The 18,371-nt window shown below is 71.4% G+C and carries 20 protein-coding genes; all 20 read right to left on the bottom strand.

The genetic code is table 11. The features are described from left to right. Positions 1-69: 69 nt before the first annotated feature. The 20 genes from LGR54_RS09785 to LGR54_RS09880 all read right to left on the bottom strand — a co-directional run bounded on the left by LGR54_RS09785 (position 70) and on the right by LGR54_RS09880 (position 18,351). Positions 70-561, bottom strand: a complete 492-nt coding sequence (locus LGR54_RS09785) for a cytochrome c-type biogenesis protein (protein WP_370638173.1) — start codon at positions 559-561, stop codon at positions 70-72. Continuing rightward, entirely contained in the window at positions 558-2,549 is a 1,992-nt protein-coding gene (locus tag LGR54_RS09790; RefSeq protein ID WP_230361781.1) for a heme lyase CcmF/NrfE family subunit, read from the bottom strand. Before LGR54_RS09790 ends, LGR54_RS09785 begins: the two co-directional genes overlap by 4 nt. Beyond that, complete coding sequence (gene ccmE / locus LGR54_RS09795; RefSeq protein WP_230361782.1) at positions 2,546-3,025, bottom strand: cytochrome c maturation protein CcmE; 480 nt, start codon at positions 3,023-3,025, stop codon at positions 2,546-2,548. The genes LGR54_RS09790 and ccmE overlap by 4 nt, the downstream gene beginning before the upstream one ends. 4 nt (positions 3,026-3,029) lie before the next feature. Then, positions 3,030-4,148 (bottom strand): c-type cytochrome biogenesis protein CcmI, encoded by a 1,119-nt coding sequence (gene ccmI, locus LGR54_RS09800; protein WP_230361783.1) that lies wholly within the window; start codon positions 4,146-4,148, stop codon positions 3,030-3,032. A gap of 208 nt (positions 4,149-4,356) precedes the next feature. After that, a complete protein-coding gene (locus tag LGR54_RS09805) occupies positions 4,357-4,824 on the bottom strand; it encodes a glycine zipper domain-containing protein (protein WP_230361784.1) in 468 nt (155 codons plus the stop codon). An 84-nt stretch (positions 4,825-4,908) separates the two neighbouring features. Further along, positions 4,909-6,294, bottom strand: a complete 1,386-nt coding sequence (locus LGR54_RS09810; protein WP_230361785.1) for an ATP-binding protein — start codon at positions 6,292-6,294, stop codon at positions 4,909-4,911. Beyond that, positions 6,294-6,965, bottom strand: a complete 672-nt coding sequence (locus LGR54_RS09815) for a response regulator transcription factor (RefSeq protein ID WP_214011396.1) — start codon at positions 6,963-6,965, stop codon at positions 6,294-6,296. The genes LGR54_RS09810 and LGR54_RS09815 overlap by 1 nt, the downstream gene beginning before the upstream one ends. A 103-nt stretch (positions 6,966-7,068) precedes the next feature. Continuing rightward, a complete protein-coding gene (locus tag LGR54_RS09820) occupies positions 7,069-7,770 on the bottom strand; it encodes a lysozyme (RefSeq protein WP_230361786.1) in 702 nt (233 codons plus the stop codon). A 70-nt stretch (positions 7,771-7,840) separates the two neighbouring features. Further along, a complete protein-coding gene (locus tag LGR54_RS09825) occupies positions 7,841-8,806 on the bottom strand; it encodes an SGNH/GDSL hydrolase family protein (RefSeq protein WP_230361787.1) in 966 nt (321 codons plus the stop codon). Between the two features lie 84 nt (positions 8,807-8,890). Further along, positions 8,891-9,232 (bottom strand): hypothetical protein, encoded by a 342-nt coding sequence (locus LGR54_RS09830; RefSeq protein WP_230361788.1) that lies wholly within the window; start codon positions 9,230-9,232, stop codon positions 8,891-8,893. Then, positions 9,232-10,056, bottom strand: a complete 825-nt coding sequence (locus LGR54_RS09835) for a DUF2793 domain-containing protein (RefSeq protein WP_230361789.1) — start codon at positions 10,054-10,056, stop codon at positions 9,232-9,234. Before LGR54_RS09835 ends, LGR54_RS09830 begins: the two co-directional genes overlap by 1 nt. A gap of 39 nt (positions 10,057-10,095) precedes the next feature. Further along, positions 10,096-14,010: a glycoside hydrolase/phage tail family protein gene (locus LGR54_RS09840; protein ID WP_230361790.1), complete on the bottom strand. Its 3,915-nt coding sequence runs from the start codon at positions 14,008-14,010 to the stop codon at positions 10,096-10,098. Positions 14,011-14,046: 36 nt separating this feature from the next. Beyond that, the gene (locus LGR54_RS09845) at positions 14,047-14,484 is read right to left on the bottom strand and encodes an NlpC/P60 family protein (protein WP_230361791.1); all 438 of its coding nucleotides are present in this window, start codon (positions 14,482-14,484) and stop codon (positions 14,047-14,049) included. 1 nt (position 14,485) lies between these two features. Beyond that, positions 14,486-15,352 (bottom strand): DUF2163 domain-containing protein, encoded by an 867-nt coding sequence (locus tag LGR54_RS09850; protein WP_230361792.1) that lies wholly within the window; start codon positions 15,350-15,352, stop codon positions 14,486-14,488. A 10-nt stretch (positions 15,353-15,362) separates the two neighbouring features. Beyond that, positions 15,363-16,004, bottom strand: coding sequence for a DUF2460 domain-containing protein (locus LGR54_RS09855; RefSeq protein ID WP_230361793.1), 642 nt, complete (start codon positions 16,002-16,004; stop codon positions 15,363-15,365). A gap of 65 nt (positions 16,005-16,069) precedes the next feature. Next, positions 16,070-16,666: a phage tail tape measure protein gene (locus LGR54_RS09860; protein ID WP_230361794.1), complete on the bottom strand. Its 597-nt coding sequence runs from the start codon at positions 16,664-16,666 to the stop codon at positions 16,070-16,072. A 30-nt stretch (positions 16,667-16,696) separates the two neighbouring features. Then, positions 16,697-16,915 carry a rcc01693 family protein gene (locus LGR54_RS09865; protein WP_255607527.1) on the bottom strand — a complete coding sequence of 73 codons (219 nt, stop codon included), beginning with the start codon at positions 16,913-16,915 and terminating at the stop codon, positions 16,697-16,699. Further along, positions 16,912-17,310 carry a gene transfer agent family protein gene (locus LGR54_RS09870; RefSeq protein ID WP_230361796.1) on the bottom strand — a complete coding sequence of 133 codons (399 nt, stop codon included), beginning with the start codon at positions 17,308-17,310 and terminating at the stop codon, positions 16,912-16,914. The genes LGR54_RS09865 and LGR54_RS09870 overlap by 4 nt, the downstream gene beginning before the upstream one ends. 11 nt (positions 17,311-17,321) lie before the next feature. After that, positions 17,322-17,729, bottom strand: a complete 408-nt coding sequence (locus tag LGR54_RS09875) for a phage major tail protein, TP901-1 family (RefSeq protein WP_230361797.1) — start codon at positions 17,727-17,729, stop codon at positions 17,322-17,324. 217 nt (positions 17,730-17,946) lie between these two features. After that, entirely contained in the window at positions 17,947-18,351 is a 405-nt protein-coding gene (locus LGR54_RS09880; RefSeq protein ID WP_230361798.1) for a DUF3168 domain-containing protein, read from the bottom strand. Positions 18,352-18,371 lie beyond the last annotated feature (20 nt).

Genomic DNA, 18,371 nt, shown 5'->3' on the forward strand with positions numbered 1-18,371 from the left:
CGCTACCTCCCGCAGGAGGCTTGAACGAGAACCTAGAGCGCGTCGCCTTAACGCAGGCTGGCGGGGAACTTAAACATTTGTAATGCTGTCGTCCGACTTGCTCATCAGCTCGTCAAACTTCCGCCTTTCTTCGGCCGACAGCGCCGGAACGGCAGCCGGGGCGGCGTCGCGCCGGCGCGCCCGCAGCCAGATCGCCAGCCCGCCGCCGATAAGGATCAGGAACGGCGCGGTCCACAACACCACATTCGCGCCGTGCCAGCTCGGTCGCAGCAGCACGAACTCGCCATAGCGGGCGACGAGGAAATCGAGCACCGCCCGGTCGTTGTCGCCAACCTTGATGCGCTCACGCACTAGCAGGCGCAGGTCCTTGGCGAGCGGCGCGTCGGAATCGTCGATGGACTGGTTCTGGCAGACCATGCAGCGCAGCTCCTTCGAGAGCGTGCGCGCCCGCGCCTCCTGCGCCGGGTCGGGCAGCACCTCGTCCGGCTGCACGGCGTGGAGCGGCGTCAGCCCCGCGACGAGCAGCGCCACTCCGGCGAACAGGCTGCGCATCCGGTTCATTCCGCGGCCACCGGCTTTGCGGCGGGCACCGCCTTGCGGGCCGGCTTCGGCGCGCCGACGCGCAGCCGGCGGTCGCTCAGCGAGAATACCCCGCCCAGCGCCATGATGATCGCGCCGATCCAGATCAGCGTCACCAGCGGCTTCCAATAGGCACGGATGGCGAGCCCGCCGCCCGGCAGTTCGTCGCCGAGGCTGACATAAAGCTGGCTGAAGCCGAAGGTGCGGATGCCGGCCTCGGTGGTCGGCATGTTGCGGGCGGTGAACAGGCGCTTGGAAGATTCGATGCTGCCGACGCTCGCCCCGCCGCGGCTGATGTCGAACACCCCGACCAACTCGCGGTAGTTCGGCCCGGTGCGCGGCTCAAGGCGCGCGAGCGTCAGCTCGTAGCCGCCCACCGGGAAGCGGTCGCCGACCTTGGCGCCGATGATGGTCTCGCTGTTCCAGCTGGTCTCGGCGACGATGCCGAGCAGGCAGATGCCCACGCCGGCATGGGCGAGCGCCGCACCATGCGCCGCGCGCGGCAGGCCCCGGAAGCGGGCGAAGGCGGTCGCGGCCGGCACCCGGCCGATGCCGGCGCGCTCGGCAACGTCCACCACTGCGCCAAGCACCACGAAGGCGGCAAGCCCGATGCCGATCGGCGTCAGCGCCGGCCCGCCGCCCTGCGCATAGGCGGCGACACCGGCGGCCACCAGGCCGAGGAAGAAAGCAAGCATCAGCCGCTGCGCCGCACCGGCAAGATCGCCGCGCTTCCAGGCCAGCAGCGGCCCGAACGGCATGGCGAACGTCACCGGCAGCATCAGCGCCCCGACGGTGAGATTGAAATAGGGTGGCCCGACGGTGATCTTCTCGCCCGTCACCGCCTCCAGCGCCAGCGGGTAGAGCGTGCCGACAAACACCGCCGCCGCCGCTGCGGTGAGCAAGAGATTGTTCAGCACCAGCGCGCCCTCGCGGGAGATCGGCGCGAAGATACCGCCCTGCCGCAGGCTGCCGGCACGCGCGGCGAACAGCGTCAGCGAGCCGCCGATGAAAAAGATGAGGATGGCAAGGATGAACACACCGCGCGTGGGGTCGGTGGCGAAGGCATGTACCGAAGTCAGCACGCCGGAGCGCACAAGGAAGGTGCCGAGCAGCGACAGCGAAAAGGCGAGGACGGCGAGCAGCACCGTCCACACCTTGAGCGCGTCGCGCTTCTCCATCACCACCGCGGAGTGGATCAGCGCCGTGCCGGCGAGCCAGGGCATCAGCGAGGCGTTCTCCACCGGGTCCCAGAACCACCAGCCGCCCCAGCCGAGTTCGTAATAGGCCCAGTAGGAGCCCATCGCGATGCCGAGGGTGAGGAAGCCCCAGGCGCCCAGCGCCCAGGGCCGCACCCAGCGCGCCCAGGCGGCGTCGATCCGCCCATCGATCAACGCCGCCACCGCGAAAGAGAAGGTCACGGAGAAGCCGACATAGCCGAGATAGAGCAGCGGCGGATGGATGGCGAGGCCGATATCCTGCAGCACCGGGTTGAGGTCGTGACCCTCGGCCGGCGCCGGGATCACCCGGGTGAAGGGATTGGAGGTCAGCAACAGGAAGGCGGTGAAGGCGACGCCGATCGAGCCCTGCACACCCAGCACGTTCGCCTTCAGCCGCGCCGGCAGATTGCCGCCGAACAGCGCCACGGTACCGCCGAAGATCGCCAGCACCAGCGCCCAGAGCAGCATCGAGCCCTCATGGTTGCCCCAGGTGCCGGTGATCTTGAACAGCAGCGGCTTCATGGAATGCGAGTTCTCGACGACGTTCAGCACCGAGAAGTCGGATTGCACATAGGCCGTGACCAGCACCGCGAAGGACAGCGCGACGAAACCGCAGAAGGCCAGCGCCAGCGACGGCCCGACCCGCATCAGCGCATCGTCGTTGGTGCGCGCGCCCCAGATCGGCAGCACGGTCTGCAGCAGGGCGACGGCGAGCGCCAGTACCAGCGCGTAATGGCCGATCTCCGGGTTCATTGCACGCTGCTCCCCTGGCTCGCCTTGACGGGAGCGCCATTGGCGCCCTCCTGCCAGACGCCCTGCTTCTTCAGCGCGTCGACCACTTCGCGCGGCATGTATTTCTCGTCGTGCTTGGCGAGCACGCTGTCGGCGGCGAAGCTCATCGGGCCGGTCAGCCGGCCTTCCGCGATCACTCCCTGCCCCTCGCGGAACAGGTCGGGAAGGATGCCGACATAGGCGACCTCGACCTCGGCGCCGCCATCGGTGATGGCGAAGCGCACATGCACATTATCGCTCTTCACCACGCTGCCGTCCTTCACCAGCCCGCCGATGCGCAGCCGCGTGCCCGGCGCGGTGTGCTCCGTGGCGATCTCGCTGGGCGAGCGGAAGAACACGATGGTGTCGTTGAGCGCGAACAGCACCAGCCCGGCGGCGATGGCGAGCACGCCCAGCGCGGAGGAGATGAGGACGAGGCGGCGCCCCTTGCGGGTCATGTTGTTAACTCCCCAGCCCGAGTTCGCGGGCGAGCGCGTCGATGCGACCGAGCGCCTGCGTATCGGCGGCGAACTGTACCCGCGCCTTGGCGGCGGCGTCGCGGGCCTTGCTGCCCTCGCCGAGCACGTTCCAGGCCCGCATGAGGCGCAGCCAGCCGTCGAGATCGTCGCCGTTCTCGGCGAGGCGCTGCGACAGCCGGTCGACCATGCCGCGCACCATGGCGCTGCGGTCCTCGGCGCTCATCTGCTGGGCGGCGGCGACATCGGCCGCGCTCGGCCCGGGCGTCGGTGCGACGGGCGCTCCCACCCGCGCCAGGGCCACGTCCAGCATCGGCCGCCACGGCGCGTCGGCGGGCGTGTCGGCGGCGAGCCCCGACCAGATCGACGCCGCCTCCTGCGGCCGGCCGTCCTGCTCGGCGGCGAGGCCGAGGAAATAGCGCGCCTTCGGATCCTTGGGATCGTCGGCCTGCGCCGCCTGGAAGGCCGCCTTGGCCTCGGCGGTGACGACACCGCCGGACTGCGCCAGCAGCGCCTCTCCGAGACCGTTCTGCCCCCGGGCATCGGAGCCGTTGAGCCTTATCGCGTTTTCCCACGCCCGCGCCGCGTCCTCGAAGCGGCCGATGCGCATATAGATCGGCGCGATCACCTCGTAGCCGCGGCCATCGTCGGGATTGGCATTGAGGTGGTCCTCGACCCGCCGCACCAGAATGGCGACGTCCGCCTGCTCCGGCCGGGCGTCGAGCCGCGCCGCCAGCGGCTGGCCGCCCTGCTCCGGCGAACCGAGCGCGAAATAAAGCCCGCCGGCGAAGAGCGGCACGCCGACGAGCGCCACCGCCGCGGCCAGTCGCCGCCGCCGGTCGCTGCTGGTCGCCATCCTGTTGGCGGCATCGGCCTCCGCCACGCGCAGCATGCGCCGGGCGACCTCGGTGCGCGCCGCCTCGCTCTCCGGCGCGCCGATCAGCCCGGCGGCACGGTCGCGGTCGATCTCGGCGAGCTGGTCGCGATAGACGGCGAGATCGGCCTGTCCGTCGGACACGCCGTCGCCGGCGCGCGGACGCAGGGGCCACAGCACCGCCATGATGGCGGCGCCGGTCATCAGGGATATGGCCAGCCAAAGCAACATTAGTCTTCCTCTAATGCGCTCAGGTAGCCGACGCGGCGGTCGCCGCCAATCCGTAACAGCCTCGGTCCGATCGCCGCAGCCTCACAGTCACGCGAGAAATCGGCCCATTCTCACGCGACTGTGAGCCTGCGGACAAATGAAAACCGCCCGCCGGCACATGCCGGCGGGCGGTTTGACGCACAGACTCGCTGCCCGGAAGCGGCAGAACTCAGCCCGCCACCGGCGACCAGGTGCCGTCCGGATTGCGGCAGGCGGTGCCGCGCGCGGTCTGCGGCTGGCCGTCGATATAGATGGTGTGGGTGAATTCGCGGCAACGCGGCGAGCCGCCACGGGCATAGGTCGGGCCGGGCACGATGGTGCCGTAATTGCCGTTGTCGCCGCGCCAGCTCACCGGGGCGCCCGGATTGCCATATTCCAGCGCCTGCATCTCGGCCTGCTGGGCACGCTGGCGGTCCTGCTCATCGAGCGCGCTGCCGATGGCGCCGCCGATCAGGCCGCCGGCCAGCGCGCCGATGGCCGCGCCCGCGACATTGCGCCCCGCAATGGCACCGATGACGCCGCCGGCCAGCGCACCCGTCGCCGCGCCGCCGACCATGTTCGGATTTTCCTGCGTGGCGGTGCAGCCGGCAAGCGTCGCGCCGATCAGCGCAACGGCGACGAAGTGGGTAGCGCGCATCAAGAATCCCTTCCGAATAACCCCAGACCTAACGGTGCGGCGCAGAAAGCGGGAGGATTCGGGCGAAACCGCGACGCTCGAGCCTCACGCGGCCGGCAACCGCACCACGCAGCGTAGCCCACCGAAAGGGGAGCGGTCGAGCGCGAGCGAACCGCCATAGAGCCCGACCAGTTCGGAGACGATGGACAGCCCAAGTCCCGTGCCCGGCGTCGTCTCGTCGAGCCGGCGGCCGCGCTTCATCGCTTCGCCGCGCTGCGCCTCGGTGAGGCCGGGCCCGTCATCGTCGATGGTGATCTCGAAGGCCGCCCGCTGCCCCGGCGCGTCGGCCGCCGGCCGGACGTTCACCTCGACCAGGGTGCGCGCCCATTTGCAGCCATTGTCGACGAGGTTGCCGACGATCTCCTCGAGATCCTGCCGCTCGCCGCGGAAGCGCGCCGCCCCTTCGACCTCGGTCTCCACGTCGATGCCACGGCCGCGATAGACCTTGCCAAGCGAGGCGGTGAGCTTCTCGACCACCGGCCCGACCTCCTCCACCGTGGTGACGACCTTGGCGCGAGCGGCGATGCGGGCGCGCTCCAGATGGTGCGCCACCTGCCCCTTCATCACCTCGGCCTGCTCCTGCACCTTGGCGGCGAGCGGCGAATCGGTCGTGCCGGCCAGCGCCCGGCCGGCTTCGTTCTGCAGCACCGAGATCGGCGTCTTCAGCGCATGGGCGAGATTGCCGACATGGGTGCGGGCGCGCTCGACGATCTCGCGATTGGTGTCGATGAGCGCGTTGACCTCGGTGGCGAGCGGCGCGACCTCGATGGGATAGTCGCCCTCCAGCCGCTCGGCGCGTCCTTCGCGCACGGCGGCGAGCGCGGCGAGCATGCGCTTGAGCGGCCTGAGCCCGAACAGCACCTGGAACGCCACCGTCATCAGGAACACCAGGCCGAGCACGGCGAGGGTGATGGTCAGGGCGGCGTCGAAGCCTTCCACCTCGTCGTCGATCTCGCTGGCGTCGGCGGCGACCGCGATGGCGTAGCGTCCGTCCTCGCCGAGATCGACCACCCGCTCGACGACGCGCAGCCGCTGGTCGGCCGGCCCCTTGGCGTAGTCTTCGCGCAGGCCTGTCAAATCGGAATCGGTGCCCTTTTCCACCAGGATGGGCAGCGTGCCCTCGGGCAGCGAGCGGGAGGTCTTCACCTCCTTGGCGGTGCGGTCGAGCCGCACGATCTGCCAGTACCAGCCGGAGAGCGGGAACGAGAAGATCGGGTCGCCCAGCGTGGTCGGCTCGGGCATCTGGCCGGCGGTGGAATTGGCGACGTCGGCGACGATGGTCTTGAGATAGACGTCGAGCCGGCGGTCGAAGGCGCGCTCCACCGCCTGCCGGTAGGCGGTGGACAACACGAAGCCGGTCACGGCCAGCACCGCCACGATCACCAGCGTGGCAGAGACGAACAGCCGGAGCGCCAGCGAGCGCGAGCGCATCAGCGCGGCGGGTCCGGCATGGCGAGCAGGTAGCCGAGCCCGCGCACGGTCTGGATGACGTCGATGCCGAGCTTCTTGCGCAGCCGGCCGACGAACACCTCGATGGTGTTGGAATCGCGGTCGAAATCCTGGTCGTAGAGATGCTCGACCAGTTCGGTGCGGGAGACCACCCGGCCGACATGATGCATGAGATAGGCGAGCAGCCGGTATTCGTGCGAGGTCAGCTTCACCGCCCGCCCGTCCACCGTCACCCGGCCGGAACGGGTGTCGAGCATCACCGGGCCGCAGGTCAGCTCGCTGGCGGCATGGCCGGCCGCACGGCGCAGCAGCGCGCGGATGCGGGCGAGCACCTCCTCCATGTGGAAGGGCTTGGCCACGTAGTCGTCGGCGCCGGCGTCGAAGCCCTGCACCTTGTCGCTCCAGCGGTCGCGGGCGGTGAGCACCAGCACCGGCATCTTCTTGCCGTCGCGCCGCCAGGCTTCCAGCACCGACAACCCGTCCAGCTTCGGCAGGCCGATGTCGAGCACCACCGCGTCATAGGGCTCGCTGTCGCCGAGAAAATGGCCCTCCTCGCCGTCATGCGCGCGGTCGACGGCGTAGCCGGCGTCGGTCAGCGCCTCGGTGAGCTGGCGGTTGAGATCGGGATCGTCCTCGACGACGAGCAGACGCACGGGCAGGCCCTTTCATGCAACGAATCGCCGCGCGCCGTTGCCGGTCGCGCGGCCTTCGCCAGGGAGCATGCCATTGCGGCAAGGGCTTGTCAGGCGAGCAGGATCAGGCGAGCCCGGCCTCCTCCCGGGCACGGCGCAGCACGCCATAGAGCGCGACGCCGACACCGAGCACGGTCAGCGCGATGAAGGCGTGCTTGGCGACCTCCGACGCCTCGGCGAAGGGCGAAAGCTGCTGCGCCGCCTCCGCCGCCGCGGCACCGAGCGTGCCCAGCGCCGCGGCAAGCGCCCCCTTGCCGTCGGGACCGGCGGTGGCGGTCACGCGGGCGGCCGGCTCGACATAGTTGGAGACGACGAACTCGCCCTTCGCCCACAGCCCGGCCTCGGCGGCGCGGCGATTGGCGAGGCCGGGCAGCACCTTGCCGCCCGCGCGGTTCCATTTGGCGAGCTCGCCCGGCACCGCGGCATGATCGCCGGCGTTCAGCTTCTTCAGCAGGGTCGAGCCACGGAAATTCCCCGGCCCCACGTTGAAGCAGAACGAGACCAGCGCCGCGAACTGGTTGTCGGTGAGCGTCACCGTCACCGCCGCCGCGACCGCCGCCTCATATTGCGCGAGATCCGTGCGCAACATCGTCTCGGCCTGCGCCTCGCTGATCTTCTGTCCGCGCTTCACCGCCGGCGGCCCGGCGGCGTCGGTATGGCCATAGCCGATGGTCCAGACGCCGACCGTATCCTTGTAGGCGGTCAGCCTCCGGCCCTCCCACTGCTTGATGAGGGCGAGGCCCGCCTCGTTCACGCTGCGCGGCATGAGGTTCTCCGTTGCTCGGGTAAGGGCGCCGCCATTCCGACGTGGCGGCTACGGTGCGCCGACGGGCGCGTCAGGCGAACAGCGCGGTGTTGATCGCGCCGGAAGCCGCGACCAGCAGATTGGCGGCGCGGGTCGGGTGGATACCGTCCGTGGTCAGCCAGCCGGCGGTGCCGTTCACCTTCCACTTGCCGCTGTTGCGGGCGCTCTCCACCGCATCCGCGACGTCGAACACCGCATGCAGCGGATGCGCGCCGTCGCCGGCTCTGCGGGCACCGCCGGTGCCGATCGCGGCCGGCGCCCCGTCGACGATCGGCGCGCCGTCGCGCAGCCAGCTATTGAGCTGCTCGCGCTTGCCATCCCCGGTGATGGAGAAGCCGGGCAGCGCGGTCTGGTTCTCCAGCGTCGCCCAGCCGTCCGTGCTGCCGGTCTCGGGGGTAATCGTGGTCTGGAACAGGCGCGAGCCGGTCCGGGCCGCACCGGCGCCGCGCAGCCACAGCTTCACCATCAGCGCCTTGATGGTGCTCAGCTCGGTGTCGTTGATGTCGTTGACGCCATGCTCGAAGACGATGTTCCGCACATAGCGGGCCAGCGACAGCCGGCGCTCATTGCTGCGCGTGACGATCGTGAGCGCATCGCCGGCCTGGCCGGCATTGATATAGGCATGCGTACCGCTCACCGCCCGGCCGACCAGCCCGAAGCCATTGCCGTCGCTCGTCCCGTCCGGGGCGGCGTAGCTGTCACCGGTTCCCTGCAGGATGCTGTCGCCGATGCCGAGCACACCGCCATGCGTGGTGCGCGCGATGATGCCGATCGGATAGGTCGCCACCGAACGCGGGCCCGGATCGGGACTGCCAAAGCGACGGGTCAGGTCGCTCACGCGGGTGGTCGCCGCGGTGCAGCCTTCCGAGACGTTCGTGTTCTGGCCGAAGCCGACAAAGGGATAGCCGCTGGCGGCGAACACCGCGATCCGCGTCCATATATTGGTGCCGGCCGGCAGGCTGACCGGCACGAAATCGGAACAGACCTCGCCTCCCATGTCAGCGATCCCCTGGGAAGCGCCGGTGAAAGTGAGATCGATCAGCGTTCCGCTGGGATATTCGAGCGCCATCGAATAGGCGGCCTACGACTGCAGCGACATCTCGAACTTGTCGAGATTGCGGGCGGCCATCCAGTTCGGCATGCGCACCGCAAGTTCGGTAACGTCGGCGCGCAGCGTGTGGCAGCATTTGGTGAAGGTGCTGATGCCGTCCGAGGCCTGCGCCGTCGAGATACGGCAATTGGTGGCCACCTGACCATAATATTCGCCGCCGCCGCGCAGCGGAAAGTCGGTGAGATTGGCCGGAAGCGCCCCCGCGAGGGAGCGCAGGCCACCGAGGGAATGGCGGCCATAATAGCCGTCGACATCATGGCCGATGAGATGGGTGAGCGTGCGCTGCGGCGCGAGTTCGAGTTCGCCCGACATCAGCTGGCCTTTCCTGAGAGTGGAGAATGGGAATCGTCCGGCAGCCGGCCGGAAAGCACGCGCCGCACGCCCTCCGCCTCCAGCCCGGCGAGTACCGCGCGGCCGGTGGACGGCTCGGGAGCGGGTCCGTCCGGTGCGGTGAAGGCGAGCGTGGTCAAGGCGAGGCGCAGCCGCCCGCCGGTAAAGGCACCGCCGATGGCGGTCACCACCACCGGGGTGTCGGCGTAGAAGGCCTGCGGGCCGATCACGCCGATATTGGTCGCCCCCACCGCCGCCCCGAGTTCGTCGCCGAACTTGCCCGGCTCGCCGGCGGTGCCGACGCGATAGGCGCTCGCGCCGGTGACGGCGACCAGGGTGCGGCTGGCCACGGCGAGGCAGATCGCCCGGTCGGGGATCACCAGCCCGGTCGTCACCGCGGCACCGGCGAGATCGACTTCAATCTCCTCCACCCGCAGCCCCACGCCGGCGCCGGAGAGCGAGGTCGCCAGCGCGTCGCGCCAGGCAATGCCGTCGAAGCCGACGCTGCGCCCCTCGGCGACGACCTGAGCCCGCCAGCCGGGCCGCGGGAACAAGAACCGCCAGCCGGTGCCGTCATGCAGCGCCACCGCGCCGGACTGCCCGGCCCAGTCGCCGCCCGCGCCGTCGGCGACGATATGTCGGTCGCCGGCGAGCGGCGTGGAAGGCGGCGTGGTGCGCGTGCGGTCGAGCACCGCCAGCTGCACGGCGGCGTCGAGCAGCAGCAGGGCCTCGTTATGGGTCACGTGCTTCTGCGCCTGCGCCGCCGCGAGCAGCGGCAGCGCGAGCGACGGGGTCGTCTCGCTCATGATTGTCTCGTGCGGTTGCGGCGATGGAGCCGGCGGGCGTCAGGTAGCGAGCCGCGCGAGGAGCGGCGTTCCCGCCCCGACGCTGGCGGAGAGCTGCGCGATGCGCAGGTCGAGAAAGCTCCGGGCGGCACCGAAATCGGCGATCTCGGCGGCCGCCTCGTAGAGGCAGGCCGGGCTCGAAACCTCCAGCGTCCGCACGGTCGCGGCACCGTCGAGGATCTCGACCCGATAGGCTTCGGAGGCCTCGCCGAGCGGCACCTCCACCACGTCCCAATTGTCGCCCTCCTGCCGGGTGCGGCGGATCCAGCCGATCTCCACCCCCGCCGCCGTCCGCCGCGCCCGCGCATGCACCGGCGCGAGCGGCGCCAGCGCGAGGCCGGAGACGCTGGTGCCAAGCTCCGCCACCGCCGGGTCGCCATGATCGCGGTCGGCCCGACCGGCGCGCAGGGTGAGCGCCCGGCCGATCAGCTCGGTACCACCGGCCACGCCGGCGAGGTTGCGGTCGAGCCGCACGAACAGCGTGCCGGCCGGCCAGCCGGCCGCCGCCCGCGCCTCGGTGCCGCCCTGGCCGCGCAGCAGGCCGCCGAGCGCCCATAGCCGGGTGCCGACCAGTTCCGCCTCGGCGAACTGGATCACCTCCGCCGCACCGTCGGGCGCCACCAGCGCGGCGAGGTTGGCGCCGTTCAGCACCGCCTCCTCACTCGCCGCCGCCAGCAGCCCGCCATGAAGCTCGACCGTCAGCCGCGCCCCGCGCTGCCACAGCCAGGGCGCGCCCGATGCCAGCGGCTCCGTCAGAAGCCCCATGACCGAGGGCGCCGGCAGCGTCGCCACCCGCTCGAAGCTCGCCCCGTCGACGCCGCGCCACACCGCCAGCGCGCCCGGCCACGGCGCCTGGAACCCGGCGAGCCAGGCCAGCGTCGGCACCGTCTCGCGCGCGGAAGGCAGCATCGGCAGCGCCAGCACCGCCATTTCCGGCGGCCCAGCGGCCGGGGGCATGGCGATGCGCGTCACGCGCGGCTCGCGCACCGCCAGCGCGAACACGTCGGGATCGATGCTGCGCCCGCTCACCTCCCGCGCCTCGGTGTCGCTGATCTCGGTGATCTCGACCAGCCGGCGCCGGCCGTCGCGGGTCACGCCCACCACGTCGCCGGGCTCCAGCGCCAGCCGCGAGGGTGCCAGCGCGAAGCGCACGCTCTCGCGGCTGGCCCAGGCATCCTGCAGCCGCATCTCGGCGAGGCCGGCGGCAAGGCCGTCATGCGTCGCCAGGGCGAGGTCGAGGCTGGTCTCCGCGCGCGCCGCGCCGGCGAGCCTTCGCGAAGCCCCCGTCGCCCGCCGATAATCCGCCAGCGCGTCGACGAAGCCGATGGTCACCGACAGCGGCAGGTCGCCCTCCGAACCACGGGTGAAGCTCGGCGCTGGCACGTCGTCGCCGGTGAGGAAATCCTCGTCGGTGAGCTCCGCCCGCACCCGCCCGCCGCGCGGGCGCAGCGCCAGCCCCTCGCCGGTCTCCATCAGGTCGAAGCCGAACGCCTGGCCCAGCGGCTCCAGCGCGGCGCGTACGCTCATCGGCCGGTCGACGACATAGCCGTCGACGACGCCGCGCAGCGCGGAGGCGTCGAGTTCGGGCACGCCGGCATCGGCGGCGATGGCGGCACAGGTCTCCGCCAGCGGCGCCGCGCCCAGCCGGCCGGTCAGCCAGTGGCCGGTCGCCCAGTTCGCCCCGTCCGCCCAGATATCGGTGGCGAGCGGAAACGCCGGAAACGGCCGCGCATCCCAGGTCCAGGCATAGATGCCGCCGGGCTCGATCATCCGCCCGCCCGGCAGGCCGGCGGCCGGGGGATTGACGGCATCGGTCGCCATCGCGTCCAGCGAGCCCTCGAGGTGCCGGCGCTGGATCAGGTCGTCACGCCGGCCACTGGAGAAGGGCGGCAGGCCGTTCTCCACCGATTTCGGATCGGGGAACACGCTCGGCCGGTTCGCTCCCTTGTCGACCGCCGCGCAGCCGATCTCGGTGAGCCGCACCGGCTTGGCACCCGGCACATAGGCGGTCGGGCCGGCCTGCCGCACCCCGCCGATCCGCTCGTGATGCGCACTGGCCCACCAGGCGGCGATGTCCTTCTGGCGGAACACCCAGGGCTCGCCATAGGCGCCGTCGGTGATCGGCAGGCGGGTCTGGCTGACCCGCGCCGTCTCGTCGGCATAGTACCAGTCGAAGCCCTCGCCGCCGGCGACATTGCCGGCGAGATAGGCGGTGTCGTAGCCGCTCTCGAAATTCGCGGCGTCGAGATGGGCGTCGCCGTCGCGCCAGTCGGCGAGCGGCGCGTACCAGTCGATGCCGATGAAATCGATCGCCGGCGAGGCCCAGAGCGGATCGAGCGGAAACCGCACCTCCGCCCCGCCGTCGAGCGCATGCGCGCCATATTCCGTCCAGTCGGCGGCATAGGAGACCAGCGTGCCCGTGCCCACCGTCGCCTTCACCTCGGCGGCGAGCGCGGCATAGGCGTTCGCCGCCGGGTAGACGCCGGGCGCCGAGCGCACCCGCGTCAGCGCCGCCATTTCCGAGCCGATCAGGATCGCCTCGACGCCGCCGGCCAGCACGCTCAGCCGGGCATAATGCAACGCCATGCGCCTGAGGCCCCACTCCGCCGGGCCGGAATACACCACCTGCCCGCCGGAGACGGCGAATTGCGCCGCCATGGCGGTGCCGAACAGCGCCGCCACCTGCGCGCCGGCGGTCGGCGTCGCGTCGGGCGAGCCCGGCTGGCCCGGAGCGGGATCGCAGGTGATGCGCCCGCGCCAGGGATAGGGCGGCTGGCTCGTCGCGCCGCTCCACGGGTCGGCCAGGCCGCTGCCGGACGGCACGTCCATCATGATGAACGGGTAGAGCGTCACCTTCAGCCCGCGCGCCTTCAACGCCTGGATGGCGCGCACCACGCTGCGGTCGGAAGGGGTGCCGCCATAGGCCGGGCGCCCGTCATGCTGGCTCACCAGATGCGCGTTCGCCCGTGTGCGACCGGCGACGCCCCAGGCCTCGACGACATTGCCGGCCTTCACCGTCTTCTCGCGCCGCTCGACGCCGGGATGCACCTCGCACTGCCCGGCGCGCAGGTCGGTGCCGAACCACGACACCACCAGCGCCACCCGTTCGAGGTTCGGGCAGCAGGCCAGCAGCCGGTCGAGCGCGGCCTCGAAATCGCTGTCCGCCACGCTCACATGGCGGTTCTCCGCCGCATAGGAGCCGGCACTCTCGACCCGCTGGAGCTCGGTGGTGTCGTAGCCGAACTCAGTGGCGGCCGGAATCATCGTCACCGCCTTGAGGCGCGGCTCCAGCGCGCCCACCGCCCGCTCCACCTCGACGGAGAGCTGCGGCAGCCGGTTACCGAAATCGGCGAGCGGCAGCCGTTCGAAGACCAGATAGGTCAGCCCGCGATAGGCCGGCGCGCCCTCGCCCTTCAGCGCGGCGATCAGCGGGTCGGGCGTCTGCCCCTCGCCGCCGAGATAGCTGCGCAGGTTCAGCCCCTGCAGGTCCAGCTCGCGCCCGTCGGCCCAGATACGGCCGATCCACGTCGCCGGCCCCTCGCACAGGCCGACGGCGAAGCTCGCATAGTAGGAATAGGTCGTGGTTGTCGTGGAGCCGCCGCTGAGCGAGGAGCCCTTGCCGCCGGCCGAACTGGTCTCGGTCGACACCACCTCCTCGATCTCGCTCGCCCAGATCAGCTGGGCGGAGAGCCGCGCGCGGCCATAGAGCCGCGGCATCGGCGCCCCGTCCACCGAGGTCATAACGTCGAGATCGGCGAGGCGCGGCCCCTCGACTCTCTTGCCGGGGGTGAGCAGCGCGCGGTCGATCACCGCGCCGCCGAGCGCGCCGACGGCCCGCCCCGCAATGGCGCCGAGCGGCCCGAACAGCGAACCGCCCAGCGCCGCGCCGGCACCGCCGAGAAGAAGAGTGGCCATGAATGAGAATCCGTTTCGCGAATGATCGGAAAGGGTTCACGCCCCCGGAAAGGCGAAGGCGTAGGCGAGGCGCCGTCGCCACCAGGGCGCGAAGGCGACTTCCGCCACCGCCGCCCCGTCATGGGCGTGCACCATGCGCTCGGGTGCGACGAGGATCGCCGCATGCTTGGCCGGCAGATGCGCCCGCCAGCGGAACAGCAGCACGTCGCCCGGCCGCACCGCCTCGGTCGTCACCGGTATGAGATGCCGGATGCCGGCGCCGGCCAGTTGCTCGGCCAGCGTCGCCTCCGCCCAGTCGGGCGTGTAGGCCGGCAGCCGTTCCGGCTCGGCGCCGATCGTCGCCCGCCACACCCCGCGCACCAGCCCGAGGCAGTCGGCGCCCTCGCCCTTCAGCGAGGCGCGGTGCAGATAGGGCGTGCCGATCCACCCACGCGCCTCCGCGACGATCCGCTCTCGTAAAGCCTCGCCGCCCATCTCAGCTCGCTCCCGGCCGGGCGATGCGCAGCACCGCGTCATTGCCCGGCATGTGCGGCATGCCGCGGAAATTCACCGTGTTGGCGAAGCGGGCGCCGCAGGTGGCGAAGCGCTTGTCGCAGCCGGCGGTGACCGTGAAGCCGTCGCCGATGTCGAGCGGCTCCGGCGGGCGCTGCCACAGGTCGAGGCGCACCGTGCCGGCGAGGGCGTCATGCGCCTTCACCTCGGTGGCGAAACCCGCATTGGCGCCATCGGTGAAGACCAGCCGTCCCTGCGCGAACCAGCCGGCGGCGAAGCCGTCGAGCCCGCCGGCGACGAACAGCCCGGCGCCCGCCACCGCGAGCACCGTTCCGCTGCCGCGAAAGGCCGGCGCGGCGAGGTCGACCCGGCAGCGCGCATCGCCGAGATCGGCGTCGCAGCCACGGGTGAACAGCCGCCCGCGCACCTGGCCGAGCGCATCGGCCAGCGCCCGCAGCTCCGCGACGAACACCCCACCCTCGCGCCGCACCTCGCCAAGGCCCGCGCGCCGCAAGCGTATGAAGCTCGCCGGGCTCGACCAGTCGACCAGCAGCAGCTCCACATCCGCCCCGTCAAAGAGCCCGGCAGCGAGGTCGCGCTCATCGAGCTGGTCGGCGGCGAGCGCGCCGTTGAGCTCGCCGGCATTGGCGGCGAAGCCGAGCGCCGCCGGCGTCTCGCTGCCCGCCACGCCGGCAGCGGCATGGAACGTCGTGCCGTCGACGGAAAGATCGCGATCATGCTCGGTCAGCCCCAGCACCGCGCCGTCGCGGCGGGTGATCCGCCAGCAGCGCGCCTGCGTGGTGACGCCGGAGGCCAGGGCGGTGGCGAAATCGGCGGGCAGCGTCCTCATGGCAGCGTCCTCATGGCCGGATCTCCAAAAGCGGAATGCGCGGAATCTGCCCGGCCTCGAAGGCGGTGAGGTTCACCTCCAGGAAGTCGGTGTCGAAGCGCACGGGCACGTCGAACAGGAAGCCCGCCGTCACCACCGCCCCCGGTCCCGGCACCTCGCCGGCGAAGAAGGTGATGGTGCCGAGCGTGGCGTCGAGCGCGTAATGCACGCCCTCGGCCCGCTCGGCTCCATCAATCGCCACCCGCACCGTGCCGGCGACCGGTTTGGCGATCGGCCGCTCATAGGGCGCGTGCACGCCGCCATAGGTCTTGGCGAGCTGGAACTGCGCCTGCGCGCCCGTCCCGGCGCCGATCACCTGATCGAGCGACCCCGGCACGGCACCCGGCGCGGCGGAGGAATGGTCGAGCCGGTCGCGCCAGCGAAAGCCGTAGAGCCGGCCGCGCCGCTCCTCGAAGAAGGCGACCACATGCGTCAGCTGGAGCAGCGAGGTGACGCCGTAGCCGGCATCCCAGCGCCGGCGCGAATGGGCGAGACGGGTATTGCGCTCCTCGCGGCCGGTCAGCGTGGTGACGATTTCCGTCGCCCGCTCCGGCCCGCCCGCCGCGCCGAGCGCGATGTCGAGCGGGAACAGCACTTCGTGGAAGGCGGCCATGGAGCACCCTTTCGGATCAGCCTTTCATGCGCATAACGACAGGGCGGAAAACGGCGGGCGGCACCTCACCCGCTGCGCTCGCCGCGCGCTACCGCCCGGCTCACCAGCCCGGCGAGATAGGCTTCCGAGCGGCGGAACGAGCCGGCATCCGGCGTCGAGACGTTGACGGTCACGTTCACCGCCCGCCCGCCCCCGCCGGCGGCGACGCCGAGCTTGCCGTCCGGGCCGCGCGCCAGCGGCAGGATCGCCTCGGCGCCCGCCTCGCCCATCAGCCCGGTGCGTCCGCCGGTGAGCGGGAAATAGCTCGGGCTGGCCACCACGCCGCCGGAGGCGAACGGCACCACCCGGCCGCCCTCGAAGGCGCCGCCTTTCGCGAAGCCCAGCGCGCCGCCGAACAGCCCCTGCACCAGGCTGGCGAAGCCTTGCTCCACCGGCTTCAGCGCCATGTCGAGCGCCAGCGAGGAGAGCCGCAGCCCGAGCGCGCGGATCACGTCGTCGGCCTCCTTGCCCTTCACCACCGCGCCGGTCAGCGCGTCGCCCACCGCCCGACCGAAGCCGCGCGCGAGCCGCTCGGCGTCGGACAATTCGCGGCGGAAGGCGCTGGTATCGGCCGATATCTCGACGGTGAGGCTTTCCACCGCTAGGCTGTCATCCTCGGTCATGTCGGCTCCGTGGGATCGGTCGAATTCGTGTCAGGCACGGTCGGGAAACCGCGCCATCAGCGTGGCGAGGCCGGCGCGGTCCAGCGGCGCGCGCTCCGGCCCGATAAAGGCGCGCATGGCGGCGGCGAGCTCGCGCGGGGTCAGCGCCCAGAAATCGCGAGCAGCGAGACGCAGCCGGCCGAAACCGAACGCCATCGCCTCCGCCCAGGGGAAGGCCGCGACAGGCCGCGACGGGTCGGGAGCGCTCAGTCCCGCCGCGGCACGCGAGGGTCCGGCGCCGTCTCCGCCGCCCCGGTCGTGCGCGCCGCCGGTCGTTCGTCGGGCAGCACGCCGAAGGTGGCGGCGATGAGTTCGCCGACGATGCGGGCGAAGCCGGTCGCCCCGCCCGGCGTGGTCATCCGCGCCACCTGCTCGACGCCGACCGCCTCGCCGGCGCCGTTCAGCCCGGCGGCGATGACGCGCATGGCATCGCCGGCGGAGAGCCGCCCGGCGCCGAAGCGCTCGGCCAACGCCACCAGGTCGCCGGCACCGAAGGCGCTCTCCAGCTCGGCGAGCGCGCCGAGGGTGAGCACCAGCCGGCGCGGGCGGCCGTCGAGTTCGGCGGCGATCTCGCCGCGGTGCCGGTTGACCGCGAAGTTGCTCATCGGCCCGCCCCTCACAGCGCCGCGAAGGTGAGCTCGCCCGCGCTCTCCAGCGCGATGTCGAACGTCACCTCGCGGTCGTGCTCGGCGGCGATCTCCAGCGAGGAGATCTGGAACGGCCCGGTCAGCGTGCCGAAATCCGGCACCAGCAGCTGCGCGTTCTGCACCGCGCCGTCGAAGAAGCTCTGGCGGATCAGTGCGTCCGAGGCGGCGTCCTTGAACACGCCAGAGCCGGAGATCGAGGCACGCTTCACCCCTGCCCCGGCCAGCAATTCGCGCCAGCGCCCGGCGCTCTCGGCGTGGGTCACGTCGACGGTCTCGGTGTTGAAGGCGATCTGCCGCGAGCGCAGCCCGGCGACGGTCACATAGGCCGAGCCGTCATGGATCTTCAAAAGCAGGTCCTTGCCCTTCTGCGCGGCCATGGCCGTCTCCCGTTGCGGTAGTGAGGAACCGTTAACCGCGATGCGGTAACCTTGAGTCAGGATCGGCGGCCTGTGACCGCCGCGAGGGGCGCTTTCATCTTCTGAATCAACCTCAGAAAACGGCGCCAAGTGACTTCATCTTCCGATTCAGGGTGAAGCCGTCTTCCTGAGTCCGCACGGACTCTTGGTCGGCTTTCCTGAAGTGCCGGCTTCGTCTTCAATTCGATTCCGTCACGGCGCGGAAACGCAGCACGGCGCGATAGGTGCGCCCGCCCGCCTCGCGACGGATTTCCGCCCCGGTGGCGCGCAGATTGACCAGCCGTCCCTCGGTGAGCGGCAGCGCCGCATCGTGCAGCGCCTCCTGCACCAGCGCGGCGAGGTTCAGCGCCTCGCCATGCCCGCCCTGGCGCGACCAGACATGCAGGGTCAGCCGATGCTCCTCGCCGCGTTCCGTGGCGGTCGACCAGTCGAGCACCTGCGCCTCGCCGAGCGTGACATAGGGAAAGTCCGGCGAGGCCGGCGGCACGTCGTGGATACGCGCGCCGCCCAGCGCGGCGATCAGCGGCGCGTCGGCGACGAGCGCCTGGTGGAGCGCGGCCCGCAAGGCCGTCGCCGCGCTCATCGCGGAACTCCACGGACGGT

The organism is Ancylobacter sp. Lp-2 (genome assembly GCF_020523795.1).
GTDB lineage: Bacteria > Pseudomonadota > Alphaproteobacteria > Rhizobiales > Xanthobacteraceae > Ancylobacter.

Excerpts from the sequence above, each read along its gene's own strand:
- LGR54_RS09805 (WP_230361784.1), bottom strand. The coding sequence starts at position 4,824 with ATGCGCGCTACCCACTTCGTCGCCGTTGCGCTGATCGGCGCGACGCTT.
- ccmE (WP_230361782.1), bottom strand. The coding sequence starts at position 3,025 with ATGACCCGCAAGGGGCGCCGCCTCGTCCTCATCTCCTCCGCGCTGGGC.
- ccmI (WP_230361783.1), bottom strand. The coding sequence starts at position 4,148 with ATGTTGCTTTGGCTGGCCATATCCCTGATGACCGGCGCCGCCATCATG.
- LGR54_RS09850 (WP_230361792.1), bottom strand. The coding sequence starts at position 15,352 with ATGAGGACGCTGCCCGCCGATTTCGCCACCGCCCTGGCCTCCGGCGTC.
- LGR54_RS09845 (WP_230361791.1), bottom strand. The coding sequence starts at position 14,484 with ATGGGCGGCGAGGCTTTACGAGAGCGGATCGTCGCGGAGGCGCGTGGG.
- LGR54_RS09880 (WP_230361798.1), bottom strand. The coding sequence starts at position 18,351 with ATGAGCGCGGCGACGGCCTTGCGGGCCGCGCTCCACCAGGCGCTCGTC.
- LGR54_RS09830 (WP_230361788.1), bottom strand. The coding sequence starts at position 9,232 with ATGTCGGGCGAACTCGAACTCGCGCCGCAGCGCACGCTCACCCATCTC.
- LGR54_RS09790 (WP_230361781.1), bottom strand. The coding sequence starts at position 2,549 with ATGAACCCGGAGATCGGCCATTACGCGCTGGTACTGGCGCTCGCCGTC.
- LGR54_RS09855 (WP_230361793.1), bottom strand. The coding sequence starts at position 16,004 with ATGGCCGCCTTCCACGAAGTGCTGTTCCCGCTCGACATCGCGCTCGGC.
- LGR54_RS09820 (WP_230361786.1), bottom strand. The coding sequence starts at position 7,770 with ATGCCGCGCAGCGTGAACGAGGCGGGCCTCGCCCTCATCAAGCAGTGG.
- LGR54_RS09840 (WP_230361790.1), bottom strand. The coding sequence starts at position 14,010 with ATGGCCACTCTTCTTCTCGGCGGTGCCGGCGCGGCGCTGGGCGGTTCG.
- LGR54_RS09825 (WP_230361787.1), bottom strand. The coding sequence starts at position 8,806 with ATGGGAGGCGAGGTCTGTTCCGATTTCGTGCCGGTCAGCCTGCCGGCC.
- LGR54_RS09875 (WP_230361797.1), bottom strand. The coding sequence starts at position 17,729 with ATGGCCGCGCAGAAGGGCAAGGACCTGCTTTTGAAGATCCATGACGGC.
- LGR54_RS09835 (WP_230361789.1), bottom strand. The coding sequence starts at position 10,056 with ATGAGCGAGACGACCCCGTCGCTCGCGCTGCCGCTGCTCGCGGCGGCG.
- LGR54_RS09810 (WP_230361785.1), bottom strand. The coding sequence starts at position 6,294 with ATGCGCTCGCGCTCGCTGGCGCTCCGGCTGTTCGTCTCTGCCACGCTG.
- LGR54_RS09870 (WP_230361796.1), bottom strand. The coding sequence starts at position 17,310 with ATGAGCAACTTCGCGGTCAACCGGCACCGCGGCGAGATCGCCGCCGAA.
- LGR54_RS09785 (WP_370638173.1), bottom strand. The coding sequence starts at position 561 with ATGAACCGGATGCGCAGCCTGTTCGCCGGAGTGGCGCTGCTCGTCGCG.
- LGR54_RS09860 (WP_230361794.1), bottom strand. The coding sequence starts at position 16,666 with ATGACCGAGGATGACAGCCTAGCGGTGGAAAGCCTCACCGTCGAGATA.